This window comes from Aeromonas sp. R4-2 (genome assembly GCF_040908295.1).
Taxonomy (GTDB): Bacteria; Pseudomonadota; Gammaproteobacteria; order Enterobacterales; family Aeromonadaceae; genus Aeromonas; species Aeromonas veronii.
Genome location: NZ_JBFODL010000008.1, coordinates 42,138 through 65,986, shown reverse-complemented (window position 1 = coordinate 65,986; position 23,849 = coordinate 42,138). Strand labels below are relative to the sequence as shown.

General features: G+C 58.8%; 20 protein-coding genes, 1 rRNA gene and 1 pseudogene. 14 read left to right on the top strand and 8 right to left on the bottom strand.

Annotation, left to right across the window (positions count from 1 at the left end):
- Positions 1 to 6: 6 nt before the first annotated feature.
- The 5 genes from AB5Y99_RS05075 to pepQ form a co-directional block, all read right to left on the bottom strand.
- Positions 7 to 1,551 (bottom strand): 16S ribosomal RNA (locus AB5Y99_RS05075).
- 467 nt (positions 1,552 to 2,018) lie between these two features.
- Entirely contained in the window at positions 2,019 to 2,543 is a 525-nt protein-coding gene (gene hemG / locus AB5Y99_RS05070) for a menaquinone-dependent protoporphyrinogen IX dehydrogenase (protein WP_005339483.1), read from the bottom strand.
- Positions 2,544 to 2,550: 7 nt separating this feature from the next.
- On the bottom strand, positions 2,551 to 4,008 hold the full coding sequence (locus AB5Y99_RS05065) for a TrkH family potassium uptake protein (protein WP_042081280.1): 1,458 nt from the start codon (positions 4,006 to 4,008) through the stop codon (positions 2,551 to 2,553).
- 36 nt (positions 4,009 to 4,044) lie between these two features.
- On the bottom strand, positions 4,045 to 4,662 hold the full coding sequence (locus AB5Y99_RS05060) for a YigZ family protein (RefSeq protein WP_058056790.1): 618 nt from the start codon (positions 4,660 to 4,662) through the stop codon (positions 4,045 to 4,047).
- On the bottom strand, positions 4,662 to 5,984 hold the full coding sequence (gene pepQ / locus AB5Y99_RS05055; protein WP_058056791.1) for a Xaa-Pro dipeptidase: 1,323 nt from the start codon (positions 5,982 to 5,984) through the stop codon (positions 4,662 to 4,664). The genes AB5Y99_RS05060 and pepQ overlap by 1 nt, the downstream gene beginning before the upstream one ends.
- A gap of 191 nt (positions 5,985 to 6,175) precedes the next feature.
- Between pepQ and AB5Y99_RS05050 the strand changes: the two genes are divergently transcribed.
- The 6 genes from AB5Y99_RS05050 (at position 6,176) to AB5Y99_RS05025 (ending at position 15,336) form a co-directional block, all read left to right on the top strand.
- Complete coding sequence (locus tag AB5Y99_RS05050) at positions 6,176 to 8,113, top strand: acetoacetate--CoA ligase (RefSeq protein WP_279491471.1); 1,938 nt, start codon at positions 6,176 to 6,178, stop codon at positions 8,111 to 8,113.
- A gap of 204 nt (positions 8,114 to 8,317) precedes the next feature.
- Positions 8,318 to 10,465: a fatty acid oxidation complex subunit alpha FadB gene (gene fadB / locus AB5Y99_RS05045; RefSeq protein ID WP_323894050.1), complete on the top strand. Its 2,148-nt coding sequence runs from the start codon at positions 8,318 to 8,320 to the stop codon at positions 10,463 to 10,465.
- Positions 10,466 to 11,650, top strand: coding sequence for an acetyl-CoA C-acyltransferase FadA (gene fadA / locus AB5Y99_RS05040; RefSeq protein WP_198868326.1), 1,185 nt, complete (start codon positions 10,466 to 10,468; stop codon positions 11,648 to 11,650). It abuts the gene before it with no gap.
- A 278-nt stretch (positions 11,651 to 11,928) separates the two neighbouring features.
- Positions 11,929 to 12,651 (top strand): response regulator, encoded by a 723-nt coding sequence (locus tag AB5Y99_RS05035; protein WP_005339475.1) that lies wholly within the window; start codon positions 11,929 to 11,931, stop codon positions 12,649 to 12,651.
- Positions 12,648 to 14,093 carry an ATP-binding protein gene (locus AB5Y99_RS05030; RefSeq protein WP_005357365.1) on the top strand — a complete coding sequence of 482 codons (1,446 nt, stop codon included), beginning with the start codon at positions 12,648 to 12,650 and terminating at the stop codon, positions 14,091 to 14,093. Before AB5Y99_RS05035 ends, AB5Y99_RS05030 begins: the two co-directional genes overlap by 4 nt.
- Before the next feature lie 4 nt (positions 14,094 to 14,097).
- On the top strand, positions 14,098 to 15,336 hold the full coding sequence (locus AB5Y99_RS05025; RefSeq protein ID WP_368208911.1) for an ABC transporter substrate-binding protein: 1,239 nt from the start codon (positions 14,098 to 14,100) through the stop codon (positions 15,334 to 15,336).
- Positions 15,337 to 15,411: 75 nt separating this feature from the next.
- Here the strand turns inward: AB5Y99_RS05025 and AB5Y99_RS05020 are convergent, their stop codons facing one another.
- Entirely contained in the window at positions 15,412 to 15,603 is a 192-nt protein-coding gene (locus AB5Y99_RS05020; protein WP_005339471.1) for a hypothetical protein, read from the bottom strand.
- A 169-nt stretch (positions 15,604 to 15,772) separates the two neighbouring features.
- On the opposite strand from AB5Y99_RS05020, the gene tusA reads away from it, so the two are divergent.
- From tusA to AB5Y99_RS05005, 3 genes and pseudogenes are all read left to right on the top strand, one after another.
- On the top strand, positions 15,773 to 16,018 hold the full coding sequence (tusA, locus tag AB5Y99_RS05015) for a sulfurtransferase TusA (RefSeq protein WP_005339470.1): 246 nt from the start codon (positions 15,773 to 15,775) through the stop codon (positions 16,016 to 16,018).
- 21 nt (positions 16,019 to 16,039) lie between these two features.
- Positions 16,040 to 16,387, top strand: a complete 348-nt coding sequence (locus tag AB5Y99_RS05010) for a RidA family protein (protein ID WP_005339469.1) — start codon at positions 16,040 to 16,042, stop codon at positions 16,385 to 16,387.
- 28 nt (positions 16,388 to 16,415) lie between these two features.
- Positions 16,416 to 16,505 (top strand): annotated as a pseudogene (locus AB5Y99_RS05005) (endoribonuclease L-PSP); the annotation flags it as partial.
- Positions 16,506 to 16,649: 144 nt separating this feature from the next.
- On the opposite strand, the gene AB5Y99_RS05000 reads toward AB5Y99_RS05005, so the two are convergent.
- The gene (locus AB5Y99_RS05000; RefSeq protein WP_042054666.1) at positions 16,650 to 17,306 is read right to left on the bottom strand and encodes an OmpA family lipoprotein; all 657 of its coding nucleotides are present in this window, start codon (positions 17,304 to 17,306) and stop codon (positions 16,650 to 16,652) included.
- 129 nt (positions 17,307 to 17,435) lie between these two features.
- Positions 17,436 to 18,008, bottom strand: a complete 573-nt coding sequence (locus AB5Y99_RS04995) for a DNA-3-methyladenine glycosylase I (protein WP_107683489.1) — start codon at positions 18,006 to 18,008, stop codon at positions 17,436 to 17,438.
- Positions 18,009 to 18,230: 222 nt separating this feature from the next.
- Between AB5Y99_RS04995 and glyQ the strand changes: the two genes are divergently transcribed.
- The 5 genes from glyQ (at position 18,231) to AB5Y99_RS04970 (ending at position 23,841) form a co-directional block, all read left to right on the top strand.
- Entirely contained in the window at positions 18,231 to 19,154 is a 924-nt protein-coding gene (gene glyQ / locus AB5Y99_RS04990) for a glycine--tRNA ligase subunit alpha (RefSeq protein ID WP_368208908.1), read from the top strand.
- Positions 19,155 to 19,163: 9 nt separating this feature from the next.
- Positions 19,164 to 21,233, top strand: a complete 2,070-nt coding sequence (glyS, locus tag AB5Y99_RS04985; protein ID WP_368208907.1) for a glycine--tRNA ligase subunit beta — start codon at positions 19,164 to 19,166, stop codon at positions 21,231 to 21,233.
- Positions 21,234 to 21,352: 119 nt separating this feature from the next.
- A complete protein-coding gene (locus AB5Y99_RS04980) occupies positions 21,353 to 22,240 on the top strand; it encodes a hypothetical protein (protein ID WP_151285705.1) in 888 nt (295 codons plus the stop codon).
- Positions 22,241 to 22,468: 228 nt separating this feature from the next.
- Entirely contained in the window at positions 22,469 to 23,233 is a 765-nt protein-coding gene (locus tag AB5Y99_RS04975; RefSeq protein WP_368208904.1) for an EAL domain-containing protein, read from the top strand.
- Positions 23,234 to 23,346: 113 nt separating this feature from the next.
- Complete coding sequence (locus AB5Y99_RS04970; RefSeq protein WP_368208901.1) at positions 23,347 to 23,841, top strand: DM13 domain-containing protein; 495 nt, start codon at positions 23,347 to 23,349, stop codon at positions 23,839 to 23,841.
- Positions 23,842 to 23,849 lie beyond the last annotated feature (8 nt).

The window sequence follows — 23,849 nt, the reverse complement described above, 5'->3', positions numbered from 1 at the left end:
TTAAGGTAAGGAGGTGATCCAACCCCAGGTTCCCCTAGGGTTACCTTGTTACGACTTCACCCCAGTCATGAATCACACCGTGGTAAACGCCCTCCCGAAGGTTAAGCTATCTACTTCTGGTGCAACCCACTCCCATGGTGTGACGGGCGGTGTGTACAAGGCCCGGGAACGTATTCACCGCAACATTCTGATTTGCGATTACTAGCGATTCCGACTTCACGGAGTCGAGTTGCAGACTCCGATCCGGACTACGACGCGCTTTTTGGGATTCGCTCACTATCGCTAGCTTGCAGCCCTCTGTACGCGCCATTGTAGCACGTGTGTAGCCCTGGCCGTAAGGGCCATGATGACTTGACGTCATCCCCACCTTCCTCCGGTTTATCACCGGCAGTCTCCCTTGAGTTCCCACCATTACGTGCTGGCAACAAAGGACAGGGGTTGCGCTCGTTGCGGGACTTAACCCAACATCTCACGACACGAGCTGACGACAGCCATGCAGCACCTGTGTTCTGATTCCCGAAGGCACTCCCGCATCTCTGCAGGATTCCAGACATGTCAAGGCCAGGTAAGGTTCTTCGCGTTGCATCGAATTAAACCACATGCTCCACCGCTTGTGCGGGCCCCCGTCAATTCATTTGAGTTTTAACCTTGCGGCCGTACTCCCCAGGCGGTCGATTTAACGCGTTAGCTCCGGAAGCCACGTCTCAAGGACACAGCCTCCAAATCGACATCGTTTACGGCGTGGACTACCAGGGTATCTAATCCTGTTTGCTCCCCACGCTTTCGCACCTGAGCGTCAGTCTTTGTCCAGGGGGCCGCCTTCGCCACCGGTATTCCTCCAGATCTCTACGCATTTCACCGCTACACCTGGAATTCTACCCCCCTCTACAAGACTCTAGCTGGACAGTTTTAAATGCAATTCCCAGGTTGAGCCCGGGGCTTTCACATCTAACTTATCCAACCGCCTGCGTGCGCTTTACGCCCAGTAATTCCGATTAACGCTTGCACCCTCCGTATTACCGCGGCTGCTGGCACGGAGTTAGCCGGTGCTTCTTCTGCGAGTAACGTCACAGCTGGCAGTTATTAGCTACCAACCTTTCCTCCTCGCTGAAAGTGCTTTACAACCCGAAGGCCTTCTTCACACACGCGGCATGGCTGCATCAGGGTTTCCCCCATTGTGCAATATTCCCCACTGCTGCCTCCCGTAGGAGTCTGGACCGTGTCTCAGTTCCAGTGTGGCTGATCATCCTCTCAGACCAGCTAGGGATCGTCGCCTTGGTGAGCCATTACCTCACCAACTAGCTAATCCCACCTGGGTTCATCCAATCGCGCAAGGCCCGAAGGTCCCCTGCTTTCCCCCGTAGGGCGTATGCGGTATTAGCTACCGTTTCCAGTAGTTATCCCCCTCGACTGGGCAGATCCCCAGGCATTACTCACCCGTCCGCCGCTCGCCGGCAAAAGTAGCAAGCTACTTTCCCGCTGCCGCTCGACTTGCATGTGTTAGGCCTGCCGCCAGCGTTCAATCTGAGCCATGATCAAACTCTTCAATTTAAGTTTGGTTGCTTCGAAAAGCGGCTCAATGAATTGCTGAAATAAACTGTTCGACTTCTTATTGCTAAGAAATCGTCTTGGTCACTTCACCAGACATTGAAAATCAAAAATTGTTTTTGATGTTCGATGCTGTGAGTGCCCACACAGATTGCTTGATTCAAATTGTTAAAGAGCGTCACGCTTGTCGCGTTGAGGAGGCGCATATTACACCTCTCACTTCGAAAGTCAAGCGATTGTTTTCGCTTTTCTTTCGGTGCCCACTTCGCTAGGAAGCTGGCTCATCAGTTCGGCGTGTTCCGCCGTGCTGGTAGGGGCGCATTATAGGGAGCCGCGCCGGGATGACAAGAGGAAAACTGCAAAAAATGGCACTTTTTACAGTTTTCCGGTTCAACCGTTGTTTTATTAAACAAAAGCCCCGCATCGGCGGGGCTGTTTCGGGCAAGAAACCCTGAATTCACATCACACTGCTACCTTTTTGACCAGAATTCGCGGGCAAAGCTGCGCACCTTTTCCCAATCGGTAAATTCAATGTCCTTACTGGTGTCTGTACTGCCACCGGTAATCTTCATGATCAGCTGGATGATGCGCGTCTGCCACCAGTTATAGCGGGAATATTGCAGCGCGCCGGCAAACACGCCCAGGGTTTTCGGCTTCCAGGGGGAGAGGCGCAGAAACTTCTTCATATAGGCATTGGTTTGCGGCGTCTGCTTCTCTGGCTTGCGGGCCGTCAGGTTGACACAGAAGAAGGCCGCATTGGCCACCTCCAGCTGCTCCTGATGAGCGTGAATAAAGCTGAACAGGCTGGGGTGGAAGTTGCCATAACGAATGGAGGCGCCGATCAAGACCTTGGCATACTTGCTGAGGTTGCACATCGGCAAGGTGTGCAGGTCGTGCATCACCACTTCGCATCCCGGCATCTGCTCCAGCATGACATCGACTATTTTGCGGGTTTGGCCATCCCGAGAGGAATAAAGCACCAGAATCTTGTCCATAACAACCTCAACTACGCCAGAATGCAGGAGTAAACAGTACCAGAAGCGTGAAAATTTCCAATCGGCCAAACAACATGGCCACCACCAGCACCCACTGGGCCGCAGGCGAGATATTGCCGAAGTTGGCTGATACCTCTCCCAAACCCGGGCCTACGTTGGTGAAAGCCGCAGCCACAGCGGTGAATGCAGTCACTTCGTTCAGCCCCGTCATCAGCAACAGCAGCATGAACATAAAGAAGAGAATAATATAGGTGGCGAAGTAGCCCCACACCGCCTCAACGATGCGCTCGGGCACCGCCCGATTCCCCAGCTTCAAGGTATAGATGGCTCTGGGGTGAACCAACCGCTTCAACTCGCGCATCCCCTGCATGAACAGGATCATGAAACGCATCACCTTGATACCGCCGCCGGTACTGCCTGCACAACAGCCAATAAAGGCGGAGAACATCAGCAGCATGGGCAGGAACGAGGGCCAATCTGCATAGGTCGTGGTGCTGTAGCCGGTGGTGGTCCCCAGAGAGACCGCCTGGAAAAGACCGTGGTTGAGCGCCTCTTGCCAGGTGGCGTAGTGTCCGTGGGTCAGCAAGGCGACAAAGCAGATCATCACCAGGGTCGCCTGGATGGCCAGAAACACCTTGAGTTCAGAATCGTAAAGGTAGCGACCGAGCCGCACCGGGCGGTGAGAGAAGACGGTAAAGTGGAGCGCAAAGTTCACGCTGGCCAGCAGCAGGAACACCACGGTAATAAGGTTGATGACCGGACTGTTGAAGAAACCGATGCTGGCATCGTGAGTGGAGAAGCCACCGACCGACAGAGTCGAGAACGAATGGCACACTGCATCGAACAACGTCATTCCGGCGAGCCAGTATGCCAAGGCACAGAGCGCGGTCAGCAGCAGATAGATGAACCAGAGCGCCTTGGCCGTTTCGGCGATACGCGGCGTCACCTTGGTATCCTTCACCGGCCCCGGGATCTCGGCGCGATAGAGCTGCATGCCCCCGATACCCAGCAGTGGCAGAATGGCCACCGCCAGTACGATGATCCCCATCCCCCCCAGCCACTGCAGCAACTGGCGATAGAACAGAAACGCCTTGGGCAGATTATCCAGCCCGGTCAGTACCGTTGCGCCAGTGGTGGTCAGGCCGGAGAAAGATTCGAAGAAGGCCTCCGAGACCGACATGTCCGGCACGTCGCTCATAATGAAGGGCACAGCCCCCACACTGCCCAGCACAGTCCAGAACAGCACCACGATGAGGAAACCCTCTTTCGAGCGCATCTCCTTCTTGTGATAGCGATTGGGAAACCAGAGCACCACACCGAGCAGCAGGGCGATCAGAAAAGAGCTGACGAACTCGGCACCACCACCATCCCGATAGCCAAAGGCCACCAGTGCAGGCAACAGCATGGTCGAGCTGAACAGCGCAACCAGCAGGCCAACAATGCGAATAATGCTCAGAATGTGCATTACAGCTCCCTTTCCCCAATTAAAGAGCGATGGATTCTAGCCATCTAAGGGGCTGAGGGATACCCGCCCATGAGTCCGGTCGGTCAATTCACGGTCCACCTGAGCCCAAACCGATGATTCCCACGCCACCTGCAAGGTGACCTGCTGACCGTAATCCGCCGCCAGCAATTCACCATTATGGCTGCTGATCAGCGACTCGACCGACCCCATGTCACCATAATCGCAGTGAATGAGAGAGGGAGTACGCGGCACCTTGAGCAGGGTTGGCAATTGCTTGAGAGCGGCACCGACACCGCCCCCATAGGCTTTGACCAGTCCACCGGTGCCAAGCTGGATGCCGCCGTAGTAACGCACTACCACGGCGCAGATTTCACCGAGCCCCGAGCCCATCAACTGGGCCAGGATCGGCTTGCCCGCGGTACCGGACGGTTCGCCATCATCGCTGAAGCCGTAAACCTGGCTATCTTGCGGCGCGCCCGCCACAAACGCCCAGCAGTGGTGGCGAGCGGCCGGATGTTGGCGCTTGATCTCGTTAACCCACCCCTTGGCCGCCTCGACGGTCGGGGTGTGGGCGATCAGGGTAATGAAGCGGCTCTTCTTTATCTCTTCGGTCAACTCAAGCGGGGCAGCCGGAATGGAGTACGCAGCCGCCATCAGAGCCCTGCTTGCCTGGTCATGTTCTCCACCCCGTTGGCGTGCAGCACCACATTGTCTTCGATGCGGATGCCGCCAAACGGCCGCAGTACCTCTACCTTGTTCCAGTTGACCCGTTTGCCCTGTTCGCCCTGACGCAGCGGCTCCAGCAAACTGTCGATAAAGTAGAGTCCCGGCTCGATGGTGAACACCTGACCCACTTCCATCACCCGGGTGCAGCGCAGATAGGGGAACAGCTCGGGCGCCGCCAGATGGGTGCCACGCTCATCCTGCATGAAACCGCCCGCATCGTGTACCTGCAAACCGAGGAAGTGGCCGAGGCCATGGGGGAAGAATACGTTGGTCACCCCGGTGTTGATCATCTCGTCTACCGACATGTCCACCAGCTCGGTGGCTTGCAGCAGGCGCGCCAGCTTGTGGTGCATCTGCAGATGCAGCTCGCTGTAGCGGCGACCCGGTTTGATCTCCTTGATGATCTCCTGCTGCTGCTCGTCGAGGGCTGCAATCAGATCGGCGAACTCGCCGCGCCGCCACGCCCAGGTGCGGGTGATGTCGGAGGCATAACCGTGAAAATCGACGCCGGCATCGATCAGGAAGGAGTGACGTTCCGCATCGGGCACCCGCACGGCGGACAAATGGGTGTAGTGAAGGATGGCCGCATTGCGGTTGATGGCGACGATATTACCGTAGGGCGCCTCATTGGCCCCCTGCCCGACCGTTTTCATGTAGGCCAGATTGATCTCGAACTCGCTCGCCCCCGCCATAAAGGAGTCCTTGGCGGCGATATGGCCGCGTACCCCAATCCGGTTCGCCTCGCGCAGACACTCCAGCTCATAGGGGGTCTTGTAGGCGCGGTGATAGTGCAGGTAGTTGAGTACCGCCTCCGGATTGGGCTGGGTCAGCCCCAGCAGCTCGGCCACTTCCAGATGGCCACCCAGATAGGCCCACTCCTGCTTGTTGGCAGGTAGATGGTCGGCCACCTGTTCCGGCCGGGTCAGGAAACGGATATCGAAGAACTCGACCCAGAAGGCATTGGGCAGATCCGCTACTTTGTGCCAGAAATCCACCGGGCGGTAGAACAGCAGGATTGGTTTGTTCACCCCGTCCACCAGCAGCCAGCAGTGGGGATTGTCCAGCACCGGCAACCAGGCCTTGAAGTGGGGGTTTACCTTGAACGGGTAATCCTGATCATCGAGGAAGATGCGGTGGGTCTGGCCGGAGTGGATGGCCAGTCCGCTGAGCCCCTGTTGTTGCAGAATGTCGCGGGTGCGCTGCTGCAAGGTATCGAGGTGCTGGGCAAAAAGTTGGCTGTAGCTGCTCATGGCGTCCTGCTCCGAGGTGAATGTGATTGCAGCATAACATCAAGCGCTTGGCGGCTCGACCCGTCAAGCTGCCGCTTCGTGAGGTAACGCATACGTTACAAACGTGTTTGTTATCAACACAAAACCAATCATTAACAAATCAAAAACAATTCAATACACTGCCGGTAGATACATGAAGTCAGGGATTACTCATGGACAACCTCTGCCTGTGGCAACCGGATCCGCTCGGGATGCAGCAATCCAACCTCTACCGTTTTATGTCGGAGGTGAACCGTTTCCACGGCCTGCAGTTGCAGAATTACCCGCAGCTTTATCAATGGTCGGTGGAGAAGACCACCCGTTTCTGGCCGCTGGTATGGCAGCACTGCGGCGTCAAGGGGGAGCTCGGCAACATAGTGGCGGAGAACCGTCAGGATATGCAGCGCACCCGCTGGTTCCCCGACAGCCGCCTCAACTTCGCCGAAAACCTGCTGCGCCGTCAGGACGAGAGCCCGGCCATCATCTCCCGCATCGAAGGGAGCCCAAGCCGCACCCTGAGCTGGCGTGAGCTTGGGGAACAGGTTGCCCGGCTGGCGCAGTGGCTGCGTCATCAGGGGATTGGTCGTGGCGATGTGGTTGCCGCCTATCTGCCCAATATTCCGGAAACCGTGGTTGCCATGCTGGCAACCACCAGTCTGGGGGCGATCTGGACCTCCACCAGCCCCGACTTTGGCGAAGCCAGCGTGGTGGAGCGATTCGGCCAGACCCGGCCGCGGGTGCTGTTTGCGGTGGATGGCTATCGCTACAACGGCAAAGCTATCGATATTCAGGACAAAGTAGTAGGGGTCGTCAGCCAGATCGGCAGCATAGAGCAGACGGTGATGATCCCGCTGCTCGGCAACCAGCTGCAGCTTGGCCACGACTGGCAACAACTGCTGGCGAGCCAGCCGGACGCCGGCTTCCAGTTCGAGCCAATGGCTTTCAACGATCCGCTCTATATCCTCTACTCCTCCGGCACCACCGGCAAACCCAAGTGCATCGTGCACGGGATTGGCGGCACCCTGCTGCAACACCTGAAAGAGCATCAGCTGCACTGCGACATCAAGCCAGGGGAGCGGATCTTCTACTTCACCACCTGTGGCTGGATGATGTGGAACTGGCTGGTGAGCGCCCTCGCCTCCGGCGCAACTCTGGTGCTCTATGACGGCTCGCCGTTTTACCCGGATGGCAATGTGCTGTGGGATCTCGCCCGTGACGAGCAGGTCAGCTTGTTCGGTACCTCGGCCAAGTATCTCGATGCTTTGCACAAACAGGGATATGCCCCCATCAAGAGCCACGATTTGCCGCACTTGCGGCTGATCTGCAGCACAGGATCTGTGCTGTCGCCGGAGGGGTTTGACTACGTCTACCAGCAGATAAAGCAGGATGTGCAGCTCAGCTCCATCTCCGGCGGCACCGACATCTGCTCCTGCTTCGTCATCGGCAACCCGCTCAGCCCGGTCTATCGCGGCGAGAGTCAGGGGCGCGGCCTCGGTCTCGCGGTGCAGGTATTCAACGAAGCGGGCCAGCCGGTGCAGGGAGAGAAGGGCGAGCTGGTCTGCACCAAGCCGTTCCCGGCCCAGCCTATCTACTTCTGGGGCGACGAGAATGGCAACAAGTACCACGCAGCCTACTTCGAGCGGTTCGACAACATCTGGTGCCACGGCGACTGGATTGAGCTGACCCCGACCGGTGGCATTCTGTTCTACGGCCGCTCCGACGCCACCCTCAACCCGGGCGGCGTGCGCATCGGCACCAGCGAGATCTATCGCTATGTTGAACAACTCGACGAGGTGGAGGAGAGCATCGTCATCGGCCAGCAGTGGCAGCAGGACGAGCGGGTGGTGCTGTTCGTCAAGCTCAAGGCGGGTTGCAAGCTGGATGAGCCGCTGCGCGAGCGGATCCGCCAGCAAATAAAGCAGCACTGCACCGCCCGCCACGTGCCCGCCCGCATCCTGCAGGTGGATGCCATCCCCCGCACCAAGTCCGGCAAGATCGTCGAACTGGCGGTGCGCGAAGTGGTACACAACCGGCCGGTCAACAACACCCATGCCCTCGCCGATCCCGAGGTGCTTAACCAGTATCGCAACCGGCCTGAACTGGCCAGTTGATAACAAACTCACATCTATCCGAGGCGCCGCAAGGCGCCTCTCTTTTGCCCGTTTTGTGATGAAGAGCTTTTACTCGAGATCTGTTAAACAAATGTTTTAAATAGGTGTTGAAAATGTCTCCTTTTGGATCAATAGTGAGCCTCGCCCCCTGCTGGGGATTAAGGAGCACCACTCCCCACTGAGTGGGAACAAGGAGACACTCTCATGATCTACCAAGGCGAAACCCTGTCGGTCAGCTACCTCGAAAACGGCATTGCCGAGCTGAGGTTTGATGCCCCGGGTTCAGTCAACAAGCTGGATCGCGCTACCCTGCTCTCCCTGAGCGAAGCGATCGCCGCATTACAACAAGAACGTGAACTAAAAGGTCTGATCCTCACCTCCGGCAAAGACGCCTTTATCGTCGGTGCCGACATTACCGAATTCCTGGAACTGTTCGATCTGCCGCAAGAAGATCTGCTCGGCTGGCTGAAAAAGGCCAACGACATCTTCAATGCCATCGAAGACCTGCCGGTTCCGACCCTCTCCGCCATCAAGGGTCACGCTCTGGGCGGCGGCTGCGAGACCATCCTCTCCACCGACTTCCGTCTGGCCGACACCAGCGCCAAGATTGGCCTGCCCGAGACCAAACTCGGCATCATGCCGGGCTTTGGCGGCACTGTCCGTCTGCCGCGAGTGATCGGCGCCGACAACGCGCTCGAGTGGATCACCACCGGCAAGGATTACCGTGCCGATGACGCCCTCAAGGTGGGAGCCATCGACGCCGTGGTTGCGCCAGAGGCACTGCAGAGCGCTGCGGTGCAGATGATCAAGGACGCCATCGCGGGCAAGCTGGACTGGCAGAGCCGTCGCGCCGCCAAAAAAGCCCCGCTGCGCCTCTCCAAACTGGAAGCCATGATGAGCTTCACCACCGCCGCCGGCATGGTTGCCGCCGTGGCGGGCAAACACTATCCGGCGCCGATGACCGCGGTGAAAACCGTCGAAGCCGCTGCTGGCATGGGCCGTGACGAAGCGCTGGTCGTTGAGGCACAGGGCTTTATCAAGCTGGCCAAGACCGATGTCGCCAAGGCGCTGGTCGGCATCTTCCTCAACGATCAACACATCAAGGCGCTGGCCAAGAAGGCGGCCAAGCAGGCAAGCAAGGCCACTGGCCACGCCGCCGTACTGGGTGCCGGCATCATGGGTGGCGGCATCGCCTACCAGTCTGCCAGCAAGGGCATTCCGGCGGTGATGAAGGACATCAACGAGAAGGCGCTGGCACTTGGCATGGGCGAAGCCACCAAGCTGCTCAATGGCCAGCTCGAGAAGGGCCGCATCGATGGCATCAAGATGGGCCAGGTGCTCTCCGCCATCACCCCGACCCTCAGCTATGACAACGTCAAGCATGTGGATGTGGTGGTCGAAGCCGTGGTCGAAAACCCGAAAGTGAAGGCCGCAGTGCTGGGCGAAGTGGAAGGGATCATCGGCGAAGACGCCGTGCTCGCCAGCAACACCTCCACCATTCCCATCTCCCTGCTGGCCAAGGGACTGAAGCGCCCGCAGAACTTCTGCGGCATGCACTTCTTCAACCCGGTGCACCGCATGCCGCTGGTGGAGATTATCCGCGGCGAGCAGACCTCCGATGAAACCATCAACCGCGTGGTGGCCTACGCCGCCGCCATGGGCAAGTCCCCGGTGGTGGTCAACGACTGTCCGGGCTTCTTCGTCAACCGCGTGCTGTTCCCCTACTTCTTCGGCTTCAACAAGCTGGTCGCCGATGGCGCCGACTTCGCGACCGTCGACAAGGTGATGGAGAAAGAGTTCGGCTGGCCGATGGGCCCCGCCTACCTGCTGGACGTAGTCGGCATCGATACCGGTCACCATGCCGGTGACGTGATGGCGCAGGGCTTCCCGGCGCGCATGAGCAAGGAAGGCCGCACCGCCATCGACGTGATGTACGAAGTGAACCGCTTCGGTCAGAAGAACGGCAAGGGCTTCTACGCCTACGAGCAGGACAAGAAGGGCAAGCCGAAGAAGGTAGCCGACGCAGCTGCTTACGAGCTGCTGGCCCCCATCGCCAAGCCGAAACAGGATTTCGACAAGGACGCCATCATTGCTCGCATGATGATCCCGATGATCAACGAGGTGGTGCTCTGTCTGGAAGAGGGCATTGTCGCCACGCCAGCCGAAGCCGACATCGCGCTGGTCTACGGTCTGGGCTTCCCTCCCTTCCGCGGCGGCGTGTTCCGCTATCTGGACACCATTGGTCTGGATCGCTACGTGGCCATGGCCGACCAGTATGCCGATTTGGGCCCGCTCTACCGCGTCAGCGACAAGCTGCGCGAGATGGCTGCCCAGGGCAAAACCTTCTACTGATTGCGGAAAGGAGATCCATTCATGAAAGACGTAGTCATTGTCGACTGTATCCGGACCCCGATGGGCCGGTCCAAGGGCGGCGCCTTCCGCAACGTGCGTGCAGAAGATCTGTCCGCGCACCTGATGAAATCCATCCTGCTGCGCAACCCCAACCTCGACCCGAACGAGATCGAGGATATCTACTGGGGCTGCGTGCAGCAGACCCTGGAGCAGGGCTTCAACATCGCCCGCAACGCCGCGCTGCTGGCCGGTATTCCGAAGCAGGTAGGGGCGGTTACCGTCAACCGCCTGTGTGGCTCCTCCATGCAGGCGCTGCACGACGCCTCCCGCGCCATTCAGGTGGGTGATGGGGATATCTTCATCATCGGCGGTGTCGAGCACATGGGCCACGTGCCGATGAGCCACGGCGTTGACTTCCACCCCGGCATGGCCAAGTCGGTGGCGAAAGCCTCCGGCATGATGGGGCTGACCGCCGAGATGCTCGGCAAGCTGCACGGCATCAGTCGTCAGCAGCAGGACGAATTTGCCGCCCGCTCCCACCGCCGCGCTCACGCGGCCACCGTGGAAGGGCGTTTTGCCAAGGAGATCGTCGGGCTGGAAGGCCATGACGCCAGCGGCGCCCGCTTCTTCTACGACTACGACGAGGTGATCCGCCCGGAGACCACGGTCGAAACCCTGAGCCAGCTGCGCCCGGTGTTTGACCCGGTCAACGGCACCGTCACCGCCGGCAGCTCCTCGGCGCTGTCAGATGGCGCCGCCGCCATGCTGGTGATGAGCGCGGATCGCGCCAAGGCCCTCGGCCTCACGCCGCGCGCCAAGGTACGTGCCATGGCCATCGCTGGCTGTGACGCCGCCATCATGGGTTACGGCCCGGTGCCGGCCACCCAGAAGGCGCTCAAGCGTGCCGGTCTGACTGTCGGTGATATCGACCTGTTCGAGCTGAACGAGGCGTTTGCCGCCCAGTCCCTGCCCTGCGTGAAGGATCTGGGTCTGCAGGACCTGGTGGACGAGAAGGTGAACCTGAACGGCGGCGCCATTGCGCTGGGCCACCCCCTCGGCTGCTCCGGCGCCCGCATCTCCACCACCCTCATCAATCTGATGGAGGAGAAGGATGCCACCCTGGGGGTTGCCACCATGTGTATCGGTCTGGGTCAGGGCATCGCCACCGTGTTTGAACGGGTGTGATAACCAGCCGGATCGACGGGATGCACTACTGAGAGTTGTCCCTTTTCGGGGCCAGTCTGACTGGCCCCTTTTCAAGTCTGTGACGATCGCCACACGGGGTGCTCGTCAGTGGTCAGAAGCTGTCTGTTGGCCGTCCCGTTTGGGTCGGCCTTTTTTCGTTTTAATCTTATCAATAGGCTGTTATTGCCTTAAACCTCACATTAGATGGGGGGCTTGCTTGCTTTTTACTCCCCCGACAGGTTCAATCTGCACAAAAAAATGGGTGGATGCACATACATATGTCAATGAGCAAACAACTGCTGATCGTCGATGACGACCAAGAGATCCGCGAGCTGCTCAATGAGTACCTGACCCGGGCGGGCTTTCAGGTATTGACGGCGGCGGAGGGCAACGAGATGCGCCAGCAACTCGCCCAGCACAGCCCGGACCTGATTATTCTGGACATCATGATGCCCGGCGAGGATGGTTTTACCCTCTGCCAGCAGATCCGTCGTGACTCCCAGGTGCCCATCATCATGCTGACCGCAGCCTCCGACGAAGCGGATCGGGTGATCGGCCTGGAACTCGGCGCCGACGACTATATCGCCAAGCCGTTCAGCCCCCGTGAACTGCAGGCCCGCATCAAGGCGCTGCTGCGCCGCGCCGAATTCCGCCAGCCGGAAAAAGAGAAAGAGCCGAGCCGCCGCCTGCGTTTTGCCGAGTGGACCCTCGACACCCTGAGCCACCAGCTGACCCATGACGATGGCAGCCTGCTGGATCTCTCCGGCAGCGACGCCATGCTGCTCGGCATGTTCCTGCAACAGCCCGGCGTGGTGCTGGATCGCGACACCATCTCGGATGCCACCCGCGGCCGCGAAAGTCTGCCGATGGAGCGCGGTATCGACGTGCAGATCAGCCGTCTGCGCCAGAAGCTGGGCGACAACGGCAAGAGCCCGCGCATCATCAAGACCATCCGCGGCAGCGGCTACATGCTGATTGCCGAGGTGCACGAGCTGCCATGAGCAACAAGTGGTCCTGGGGGGCGCTGGTGCCCCGCTCCCTGTTGTCACGGATGATCCTGCTGCTGTTGCTGGCCATCCTGCTCTCCCAGACCATTCTGACCGGCATCTGGATGCAGCAGATCCAGAAGCGGGAACTGGAGGGGATGCTCAGCACCACCCGCAACCTCGCCATGTCTGCCGCTTCCACCGTCAACTTCTTCAAATCCCTGCCGCTGCAATATCGCCACATCGCGCTGGACCAGCTGCGCAACATGGGGGGCAGCCGCTTCTTCGTCTCGCTCAACGAGGAAGAGATCCACATCAACGCCATCCCCGACAGCGAACGCAAGACGCAGGTGCTGGAGGAGGTTCAGGGAGTGCTGACCCGCAAGCTCTCCGACGCCATGGCGATCAAGGTGGACTTCTCCCGGCCCGATGACCTCCACGTCTTCAACAACGACACCCTGCTGGCGGATCTCCCCTCCTCCTGGGCCCGTTACACCCTGTCGCTGGAACCGCTCAATCCACCGGTGCTGGTGACCCAGATCGAGATTGAAAAGGGGGAGTGGCTCTATCTGGCGGCCCTGCTGCCCGCCCCCTACATGACCCTCGACGATACCGTGATGCCGAGCAACCAGGTGCGCTTCATCGCCCTGATGACGGTGTTCCTCTGCTTCTTCACCTTTATGCTGGTACGCTGGCAGACTCGGCCGCTGCGCCGTCTCGCCAAGGCGGCGGTGAACCTGGGCAAGGATATCGACCAGCCTTCGCTCAAGGAGGAAGGGGCGTCGGAAATCGTGGCGGCGACCCGCGCCTTCAACATCATGCAGCACCGCATTCGCCGCTATATCGACGATAGAGAGCGGCTGTTCAGCTCGATTTCCCACGACCTCAAGACCCCCATCACCCGACTGCGACTTCGGGTCGAACTACTCGACGACGAAGTGCAAATCGCCAAGTTCAACAAGGATCTCGACGAACTGGAGCTGATGGTGAAAGGGGCGCTGCAGACGGTCAAAGAGACCGACATTCACGAGAATATCGAGGAGATCGACATCAACGCCCTGCTTGAGCAGATGGCGGAGTCGATGAACCTGCACGACGAGCGGCTGACCATCGAAGGCCACTGCAAGTGGCCCTATCGCGGCAAGCTACTGGCGCTCAAGCGCTGCATCGGCAATCTGGTAGACAACGGCATCAAGTACGGTCAGAAGGTGCGCATCATCATCATGGATGACGAGGAGATGCTGATCCTCTTCATCATGGATGAGGGCCCCGGTCTGCCGGACGATCAGTTCGAGCGCATCTTCGAACCCTATTACCGGCTCAGCACCGATCAGGCCGGCACCGGCCTCGGCCTTGGCATCGCCCGCAACATAGCCCACGCCCACGGCGGCGATCTGGTGCTGGAAAACCGTCCGCAAGGTGGCCTGCAGGCCACGCTCTCCCTACCAAGGCAGTAACCTTATGAAGTGGTTGTCTTTTTCTGTCATCGCCCTGCTCTCTGCTCCCGTTGCAGCCTCCCAGGTGGAAGTGCTGCACTGGTGGACCTCTGGCGGCGAAGCGAAAGCGGTCGAAGTGCTCAAATCCGAGTGGACCAAACAGGGCAACCAGTGGAACGACTTTGCAGTGCAGGGCGGCGGCGGCAAGAGCGCCATGACGGTATTGAAGAGCCGGGCACTGGCGGCCAACCCGCCAGAAGCGGCCCACCTCAAGGGCTATGAGCTCAAGGAGTGGGCCGGGCTGGGCTTTTTGCGCGATCTCACCCCCATGGCCGAACACCTCGGCTGGTACAGTCAGATGCCGTCCATGGTGCGGGCCACCCTCAGCCAGAATGGCGCCCTGATGGCGGTGCCCACCGGCATCCACCGGGTCAACTGGCTGTGGCTCAACCGCAAGATCTTCGAGCGCAACAAGCTGACTCCACCCACCGACTGGGCCCAGTTTGTCACCGTCGCCGACCAGCTTAAAAAACGGGGCATCACCCCGCTCGCCATCGGTAACGAGCCCTGGCAGCTGGCGGTACTGTTTGAAACGGTGGCGCTCGGTGAGGGCGGTAAAGAATTCTATCGCAGGGCGTTCCTCGAGCAGGACAGCGCCACCCTGACCGGCCCCGACATGGTGCGGGTGTTGACCCGTTTCCAGCAGCTGCGCGCCTATGTGCCGCAAAAATACGCCGGTCTGAAGTGGCATCAGGCCACCAATCTGCTGGAGAGCGGTGGCGCCGCCATGCAGGTGATGGGGGACTGGGTGAAGGGGGAGCTGAGCGCGGGCAACTACCGGCCGGGTGAGGATATCGCCTGTCTGCCGAGCCCGGGCAGCGCCGGGCTATTCAGCTACAACCTCGACTCCATCGCCATGTTCAAACAGCGGGATCCGGCCCAACTGCAAGCGCAGGGCGATCTGGCCCAGCTGCTGATGACGCCGAAATTCCAGGAAGAGTTCAATCGGGTGAAGGGGTCTATTCCGGCTCTGACCAATCCCGACATGAGCAAGTTCGACCGCTGCGCCGTCCGCTCCTATCAGGATTTCCTGCTGGCGGAAAAGCAGGACAACCTGCTGCCCAGCATGGCGGAGGGGATGGCGACGCCGACCAATATGCGGCAGGCGATCCTCGATGTGCTGAGCAACTTCTTCAACGACCCCAAGGCCAACCCGGAGCAGACGGCGCTGCATCTAGAGCGGGCGATGCGCTCGACCCGCTGATCCGGGCAGATTGCCAAACGGCAGAAATGACAAAGGCGGAATTGCTCCGCCTTTGTTGCTGAATCGTCATCCGATTCAGGATTGATCGTTCTCGTCCTCATCCTCGTCATAGTAATCGCTGAGCTCGATCCAGAGCCCCAACCCGACCATCACCATGGAGCCGAACCAGGTACCGGTATTCCCGATCGGGCTGCCCATCACTATCATGGCGAAGGACAAGAACCCCATGCCTGCATAGGCTTGTAATCTGCCGTAGGAGACCTGCATATTCACCTCCTTGTTGAATATGGTTCAATTTTTATATTACTCGTCCGGCGCAAGCTGGATAGGGCCGAATAACATTTCGGTTACATATGCTGGTTGATGGGGCGTTTGTTTGATTATTTTTTAGCCCTGAGTATCATTGGCAGCCGAATAGGTTGAAGGTTGATAATAGATGAGTGATTTATTCTGCGGCGCAACCCACGAGTTGGACGCAATCGGGCTTCGTTGCCCGGAACCCGTTATGATGGTTCGCAAAAAAGTACGGCTGATGGCGGATGGCGAGACCCTGCTGGTCAGTGCCGACGATCCTTCAACCACCCGCGACATCCCCAGTTTCTGCCGCTTTATGGATCACACCCTGGTCGCCAGCGAGACAGAGCAGGCCCCCTACCGCTACCTGATCCGCAAGGGTCAATAAGCCCCCGTACCGGAGCACTCCATGACAACCATTACCCGAATCGGCACCACCCAGCGTTGGTCAGACGTGGTCATCCACAATGGCACCCTCTACGTGGTGGAAGTGCCCGTCAGCGAAGAGGCCGACATCCACCAGCAGACCCGCGAAGTGCTGGCAAGCCTGCAACGCCTGCTGGAAGCCAACGGCTCTGGCGTCGACAAGATCCTGATGGCCAATATCTATCTCAAAGACATTCAGGACATCGTTGCCTTCAACGAGCAGTGGGATGCCTGGATCCCGGCAGGCACCGCACCCGTGCGCGCCTGCGTACAAGCCCGTCTGGCCCACGAAGGTTACAAGGTGGAAGTGCAGCTGACTGCCGCTGTCTAAGTAAAACGGGATGCCTGGCTCCCCTTATGCCGACACCGCACCGGTCCGCGCCTGCGTACAGGCCCGCCTCGCCCACGAAGGCTACAAGGTCGAAGTGCAGCTGACTGCGGCCGTCTAAGAGGCGCTTATACCCCTCATCCCCGCCCCTTCTCCCACGAGGGGAGAAGGGAGCAAACAACAAGGCGTCATTGCTCGCCACGGCGCCAATAGAAAGGCCCCGCCATCACTGGCGGGGCCTTTTCGTTACCGAAACCTGAACGACTTAGGCGGTCGGGGTCAGGGTAATGGTCACGCGGCGGTTCTGAGCTTTGCCAGCGGCGGTGCTGTTGGTAGCAACCGGCTGATCCGGGCCCACGCCGGTGGTGGAGATGCGGCTGCCTGCAACGCCCTGACCAATCAGCTGAGCGGCAACGGCATCGGCACGATCGCGGGAGAGCTTCATGTTCAGCTCGCGGGAACCGGTACTGTCGGTGTGACCGACCACGTTCAGGCGGGTCTTGTCGAACTCGGCAACGACCATGGCCACACCGGAGAGGGTGTTGGCACCGGCCGCTTTCAGCTGGGAGCTGGAGCTGTCGAAGGTGACGTTGTTCGGCATGTTGAGGATCAGCTCATTGCCATTGCGGGTCACGCTGACGCCGGTGCCCTGCAGCTTCTCGCGCAGCTTGGCTTCCTGCACGTCCATGTAGTAGCCGATACCGCCACCCAGCGCCGCGCCGGCAGCAACGCCGGTCAGGATGCCCTTCTTGCGGTCACCCTTGCTGGAGGAGAGCGCACCTACGGCCGCACCGGCAGCGGCGCCAGCCAGCGCGCCCCAGGCACCTTTGGAGGTCTGGGATTCACCTGTGTAGGGGTTGGTGGTACAGCCGCTCAGGGCAACGGTCAGTGCCAGAGCAGGCACCAGGATCTTGGCTCGCATGAAAAAACCTCTGTGAAAACAATCCGGCACCATGCCGGGGGCCGGATTGTAACGCGCTGGCACGCCATTGTCTGACGCAAGCCTGAATCAACGGCGAGAGTGATGTTTTTTTGGCCAACCGGCGGGCTGTCAGCGCGGTAACTGACACTCGGCGTGGCAAGGACAGCTGACCAGATGATCGTTCACCATTCCCACCGCCTGCATAAAGGCGTAACAGATGGTGCTGCCGACGAAGTTGAAGCCAAGCTTTTTGAGCGCTTTCGACATGGCATCTGACTCCGGCGAGGTCGCCGGAATATCGCCATTGCCCTGCCGCTGGTTAACGATGGGGGCGCCGCCAACAAAGCCCCACAGGTAGTCGGCGAAGTCGATCCCCTGCTCCTGCAACGCCAGATAAGCGCGGGCATTTCTGATGATCGACTGCACCTTGAGCCGGTTGCGGATAATGCCGGTGTCCTGCATCAGCCGCTCTACATCCTGCTCGTCGAACCGGGCAATCTGCACCGGATCAAAGTCGGCATAGGCGCGGTAGTAGCTCTCGGTGCGCTTGAGGATGGTGATCCACGACAGCCCCGCCTGCTGGCCGTCGAGGCAGAGCTTGGCAAACAGCTCGCGGGCGTCATAGACCGGCCTGCCCCACTGTTTGTCATGGTATTCGATGTATTCCGGGTCTTTGGTCACCCAGGCGCAGCGCAGTTCCATTTCCTCTCCCTCGTTATTTCAGCGGTTTCCCCGCCCCTGCCCACTCTGCAGGCGGCACTGCTCACATCATATACCGGACAGCCCGCCCGACCAGCCAGAGCGCAGCACCATCCCGCGAATCCGCTGCAATTTCGCCTATTATCCGACCATGCCAGACGGTATACTCCCTCGGTTCACATTCAGCAAATCTTGCTCTGATTTTCATTTCGCGCGAAAAAAATTATGCAAAAATTCGATGTCAAAACCTTTCAGGGCCTGATCCTGCAGCTGCAGGACTATTGGTCCCGCCAGGGCTGTACCATCATTCAGCCGCTGGATATGGAAGTGGGTGCCGGTACTTCCCACCCCATGACCTGTCTGCGTGCCCTGGGCCCGGAGCCCATCGCCTGCGCTTACGTGCAACCGTCCCGCCGTCCGACTGACGGCCGCTACGGTGAAAACCCGAACCGCCTGCAGCACTACTACCAGTTCCAGGTGATCATCAAGCCTTCCCCCGACAACATTCAGGAACTCTATCTGGGCTCCCTGAAAGAGCTGGGCATGGATCCTGAAATCCACGACATCCGCTTCGTGGAAGACAACTGGGAAAACCCGACTCTGGGTGCCTGGGGTCTGGGTTGGGAAGTGTGGCTGAACGGCATGGAAGTGACCCAGTTCACCTACTTCCAGCAAGTTGGCGGCCTCGAGTGCAAGCCGGTCACCGGCGAGATCACCTACGGTCTCGAGCGTCTGGCCATGTACATTCAGGGCGTGGACAGCGTCTACGATCTGGTCTGGTCTGACGGCCCGCTGGGCAAGACCACCTACGGCGACGTGTTCCACCAGAACGAAGTGGAGCAATCCACCTACAACTTCGAACACGCCGATGTGGAGTTCCTGTTCCACTGCTTCGAGCAGTACGAGAAGGAAGCCCAGAATCTGCTGGCACTGAAAAAACCGCTGCCGCTGCCTGCCTACGAGCGCATCCTCAAAGCCGCTCACTCCTTCAACCTGCTGGATGCCCGCAAGGCCATCTCGGTCACCGAGCGTCAGCGCTACATATTGCGCATTCGCACCCTGACCAAGGCCGTGGCAGAGGCATACTACGCCTCCCGCGAAGCGCTGGGCTTCCCGATGTGTCAGCGCAGTGAGAACAAGCAAGGTTAAGGAACGGACATGGCACAACATACATTTTTGGTAGAGATCGGTACTGCTGAGCTGCCGCCCAAAGCCCTGCGCTCCCTGGCCGAAGCCTTTGCCGACAACTTCAAAGCCGAACTGACCAAGGCCGACCTGGCCTTCGGCGACGTCGAGTGGTTTGCCTCACCGCGCCGTCTGGCACTGAAGGTTAGCGAGCTGGCCGGCGAACAGCCTAGCAAGAGCGTCGAGAAGCGCGGCCCGGCCGTGGCGCAGGCGTTCGATGCCGAAGGCAAACCGACCAAGGCTGCCGAAGGCTGGGCCCGTGGCAACGGCATCACCGTTGAGCAGGCCGAGCGTCTGGTCACCGACAAGGGCGAGTGGCTGGTTCACACCGCCAAGGTCGAAGGCCGTCCGGCCGTCGATCTGCTGGGCGAACTGGTCGCCTCCGCACTGGGCAAACTGCCGATCCCGAAGATGATGCGCTGGGGCGACAAGACCATCCAGTTCGTGCGTCCGGTCTTCACCGTGACCCTGCTGCTGGATGGCGAGCTGGTTCCCGCCCACATTCTGGGTATCGACTCTGCCCGCACCCTTCGCGGTCACCGCTTTATGGGCGAGAGCGAATTCACCATCGACAACGCCAGCCAGTACCCGCAGATCCTGCAGGAGCGCGGCATGGTGATTGCCGACTTTATGGCGCGCAAGGCCAAGATCAAGGCTGACGTCGAAGCGGCCGCTGCCGCCTTCGGTGGCGTAGCCGATCTGGACGACGCCCTGCTGGAAGAAGTGACCGCACTGGTCGAATGGCCGGTGGTGCTGACCGCCAACTTCGAAGAGAAGTTCCTGGCCGTTCCGGCTGAAGCGCTGGTGCACACCATGAAGGGTGACCAGAAGTACTTCCCTGTCTACGACAAGAGCGGCAAGCTGCTGCCGAAGTTCATCTTCGTCACCAACATCGAGTCCAAAGACCCGAGCCAGATCATCAGCGGCAACGAGAAGGTGGTTCGCCCCCGTCTCTCTGACGCCGAGTTCTTCTTCAAGACCGACCTCAAGCAGACCCTGGCCTCCCGCCTGCCGCGCCTTGAAACCGTGCTGTTCCAGCAACAGCTGGGCACCGTCAAGGCCAAGGTCGAGCGCATCGAGACCGTCGCCGGCTTTATCGCCGAGCGTATCGGCGCCGACGTAGCTCAGGCCAAGCGTGCCGGTCTGCTCTCCAAGTGTGACCTGATGACCAACATGGTCGGCGAGTTCACCGACACCCAGGGTGTCATGGGGATGCACTACGCCCGTCACGATGGCGAAGATGAAGCAGTGGCCTTGGCCCTCAACGAGCAGTACATGCCGCGCTTTGCCGGCGATGCCCTGCCGTCCGGTCTGGTTGCCTGCGCCGTCGCGCTGGCCGACAAGTTCGACACCCTGGCCGGTATCTTCGGCATCGGCATGCTGCCGAAGGGTGACAAGGACCCGTTCGCCCTGCGTCGCGCCGCCATCGGTGCCCTGCGCATCATGACCGAGAAGCAGCTGGATCTGGATCTGGTTGAACTGGTTGAAGAAGCGGTACGCGTCTACGGCGACAAGCTGACCAACAAAACCGTCGTTACCGACGTGGTCGACTTTATGCTGGGCCGCTTCCGCGCAGCCTATCAGGACGAAGGCATCGGTGCCGACGTGGTGCTGGCCGTACTGGCCCGCCGCCCGACCCGTCCGCTCGACTTCGATCGTCGCGTCAAGGCCGTCAGCCACTTCCGCACCCTGGATGCCGCACTGGCACTGGCTGCCGCCAACAAGCGCGTGAGCAACATTCTGGCCAAGGTCGAAGGCGAACTGCCGACTGCCGTCAAACCGGAACTGCTGGTCGATGCCGCCGAGAAAGCGCTGGCCACCCAGGTTGCCGAACTGCAAGCCGAACTGGCCCCGCTGTTCGCCGCCGGTGACTATCAGGCTGCCCTCACCCGTCTGGCCGCCCTGCGCGAGCCGGTCGATACCTTCTTCAACGAAGTGATGGTGATGGCCGATGACGAAGCCCTCAAGGCCAACCGTCTGGCACTGCTGAACAACCTGCGCAACCTGTTCCTGCAAGTCGCGGATATCTCGCTGCTGCAGTGATTAGGGTTGAGTAAGTGATATTAAAAACGGCGCCGCGAGGCGCCGTTTTGATTAGGTTCACAGTTTTTATATTTAAATTATGTGACATTTATTTCATAAAAATCAAAGAGAGCAATTTCATGAATAAATTTTTCATTGTCTTTTTTTTATTGTTTTTCTCTGTTGTGATAAATGCACATGCAGAAAAAAACTCTCAGAGCAGCGTAGAGAATGGCTCTCTTATTAATTATGAAACAATTTATAAACTAAAAGCATTTGAAGAGCTTAAAATTGAAAACAAAATAATTAAAGAGTACCATGACTCATTGTTAAGCACCGTGTACTGGGCTATAGGTGCTGTTTTGGGAGTATCAGCATTATTATTTGGTTTCGGATGGTGGTCAAATTTTAAAATACATGAAAAAGATAAATCAACACTACTAAACGAAACATCCAGACTTATCATTGAATCAGAAATAAAGATTGCAGGAATAGTTGATGAAAAAAACTCTAAAAACGTAGATAACCTCTTAGCCTCACTAAAAAGCACCAATGAAAGAATAGATAAAATTTATAATTCAATTGAGGATTATTCCAGCGAACTTAATGAAATAAAATCTGGAATATCAAAAATAAAAATCGAACTCTCCCTGCAAAACAAAACAATTAAATACAATGAATACTCCCAAGAACTAAACCTTCGCTCTGTAGAAGAACGCCTTTGGGATTTAAAAAAGGTTTACAATAACGTTTTACTGGCGCAGTTGGAATCACTGGAGGCCAGTATTAAAATGAACCATATTCTTGGTTCAACTGAACACAACTTTGATCTAACACCAATATTGGAGAGAATTAAAACAACCATTGAGGATAATATCCTAGGGAAACCTTGCTACATATCTGACTTTACTACTTCTCGAACAGTAGAAATTCTTAAATCCATTGGTGGAGAATATAGTATAAAAGTTAATGATATTCTCTCCTTAGTAGAGAGAATAAACGTCACGCCAAGCCCATTTAGCTCGTAGGTTCGATTAGCCGTCAGGCGTAATCGGACGTTCGCGTAAATCAATTCTCCCGCCATAACGGCCAGCCGAATTTTCCCCTCCGGCTGGCCGCCTCTGTTTCACGGCAACAACCGTAATCAAAGCCTCTCGTTCGTCCGATTACGCTGCGCTAATCGAACCTACAGGGGGGTGATCAGCTGTTATCATTTGAGACAGTGCCCAGCGCCGCCACGCCCCGAGAGGAGAGTCATGGATATACCTGCCGCCCCGTCCCCCGCCATCTGCCAGCTGTGTCAGGAGAAAGCCGATCTCGACTTCGACTTCACCATGGCCTTTCAGCCCATCGTCGATTGCAGCAAGCGCACCATCTTCGGCTACGAGGCGCTGGTGCGGGGGTTCAACAATGAGCCAGCGCAGAGCGTGATTGCCCGGGTCAACGATGGCAATCGCTACCGCTTCGACCAGCTGTGCCGGATCAAGGCCATCGCGCTGGCTGCCCGGCTCGATATGCGGGGCATGCTGAGCATCAACTTTCTGCCCAATGCGGTCTACCGCCCGGAGCGCTGCATCCGCACCACCCTGCAGGCGGCCCGCGAGCATCTCTTTCCCATCGAGCAGATCATGTTCGAGTTCACCGAGGTGGAGCAGGTGCTGGATAACCGCCATATTCGCGGCATCGTCGATCACTATCAGGCGCTCGGCTTCAAGACGGCGATCGATGACTTTGGCGCCGGTTACTCGGGCCTCAGCCTGCTGGCCGATTTTCGCCCCGACATCGTCAAACTCGATATGCACCTGCTGCGCGGCATCGACCATGACCCGACCCGGCAAGCCATAGTGCGCCACTCTCTGGCCCTGCTTGCCGAGTTGCAGATCACCCCGCTGGCGGAGGGGGTCGAGACCCGCGAAGAGATGGCCTGCCTGCGGGAGATGGGCATCAACCTGATGCAGGGCTACCTGTTCGCCCGCCCCGGCTTTGAAAAACTGCCGGAAGTAGATTTCGCCATCCTCTAAGCCATGTCGGCCAGGGCTGCGCAAACATCCGGCTCCATTGCGCTGGATGACAAGCAGTTTCGCCTGCGCCACTGCTATGATGCTGGCACCTGTTCATCAACGACCGAGATATCATGAAGCGCAAAACCATGGCCCTGCTGCTGGGCACCCATCTGCTGGTCGCGGCGGCAGGCTTTGCCGCCGGTGTCTACACCCTGCCGATCCTGATCGCGCCAACCGCCCCTGATACCGAGCAGGTAGCGGCCAGCCAGCAGCAGGCGAGATTCCACGGCACCTTTCGCCGGGATCTGAAAGACAGCGATCGGCTGCACTGGGGGGAAGGCAAGGTGAGCATAGGGCCGGATGCCGTCAGCCTGATGGGCAAGCTGGCCCCCGGGCCGGACTACCAGCTCTACCTCTCCCCCGAGTTTGTCGAGACCGAAGCCGATTTTGCTCGCCTCAAGGATCAGATGGTGCGAGTCGGGCCGGTGAAGACCTTCGACAACTTTATCGTGCCGCTGCCCGCCACGATCGATCCGGCCCGCTACAGCAGCGTGATCGTCTGGTGTGAAACCTTCGGCCAGTTCATCACCGCCGCCCGTTACCAGGATGAGAGACCGGAGCAGTAACCTCGCCC

Excerpts from the sequence above, each read along its gene's own strand:
- AB5Y99_RS05010 (WP_005339469.1), top strand. The coding sequence starts at position 16,040 with ATGACAACCATTACCCGAATCGGCACCACCCAGCGTTGGTCAGACGTG.
- AB5Y99_RS04995 (WP_107683489.1), bottom strand. The coding sequence starts at position 18,008 with ATGGAACTGCGCTGCGCCTGGGTGACCAAAGACCCGGAATACATCGAA.
- AB5Y99_RS05030 (WP_005357365.1), top strand. The coding sequence starts at position 12,648 with ATGAGCAACAAGTGGTCCTGGGGGGCGCTGGTGCCCCGCTCCCTGTTG.
- AB5Y99_RS05025 (WP_368208911.1), top strand. The coding sequence starts at position 14,098 with ATGAAGTGGTTGTCTTTTTCTGTCATCGCCCTGCTCTCTGCTCCCGTT.
- AB5Y99_RS05020 (WP_005339471.1), bottom strand. The coding sequence starts at position 15,603 with ATGCAGGTCTCCTACGGCAGATTACAAGCCTATGCAGGCATGGGGTTC.
- AB5Y99_RS05000 (WP_042054666.1), bottom strand. The coding sequence starts at position 17,306 with ATGCGAGCCAAGATCCTGGTGCCTGCTCTGGCACTGACCGTTGCCCTG.
- AB5Y99_RS05060 (WP_058056790.1), bottom strand. The coding sequence starts at position 4,662 with ATGGCGGCTGCGTACTCCATTCCGGCTGCCCCGCTTGAGTTGACCGAA.
- glyS (WP_368208907.1), top strand. The coding sequence starts at position 19,164 with ATGGCACAACATACATTTTTGGTAGAGATCGGTACTGCTGAGCTGCCG.
- AB5Y99_RS05050 (WP_279491471.1), top strand. The coding sequence starts at position 6,176 with ATGGACAACCTCTGCCTGTGGCAACCGGATCCGCTCGGGATGCAGCAA.
- AB5Y99_RS04980 (WP_151285705.1), top strand. The coding sequence starts at position 21,353 with ATGAATAAATTTTTCATTGTCTTTTTTTTATTGTTTTTCTCTGTTGTG.
- hemG (WP_005339483.1), bottom strand. The coding sequence starts at position 2,543 with ATGGACAAGATTCTGGTGCTTTATTCCTCTCGGGATGGCCAAACCCGC.
- pepQ (WP_058056791.1), bottom strand. The coding sequence starts at position 5,984 with ATGAGCAGCTACAGCCAACTTTTTGCCCAGCACCTCGATACCTTGCAG.
- fadB (WP_323894050.1), top strand. The coding sequence starts at position 8,318 with ATGATCTACCAAGGCGAAACCCTGTCGGTCAGCTACCTCGAAAACGGC.
- AB5Y99_RS04975 (WP_368208904.1), top strand. The coding sequence starts at position 22,469 with ATGGATATACCTGCCGCCCCGTCCCCCGCCATCTGCCAGCTGTGTCAG.
- AB5Y99_RS05065 (WP_042081280.1), bottom strand. The coding sequence starts at position 4,008 with ATGCACATTCTGAGCATTATTCGCATTGTTGGCCTGCTGGTTGCGCTG.
- AB5Y99_RS05035 (WP_005339475.1), top strand. The coding sequence starts at position 11,929 with ATGTCAATGAGCAAACAACTGCTGATCGTCGATGACGACCAAGAGATC.
- AB5Y99_RS04970 (WP_368208901.1), top strand. The coding sequence starts at position 23,347 with ATGAAGCGCAAAACCATGGCCCTGCTGCTGGGCACCCATCTGCTGGTC.
- glyQ (WP_368208908.1), top strand. The coding sequence starts at position 18,231 with ATGCAAAAATTCGATGTCAAAACCTTTCAGGGCCTGATCCTGCAGCTG.
- tusA (WP_005339470.1), top strand. The coding sequence starts at position 15,773 with ATGAGTGATTTATTCTGCGGCGCAACCCACGAGTTGGACGCAATCGGG.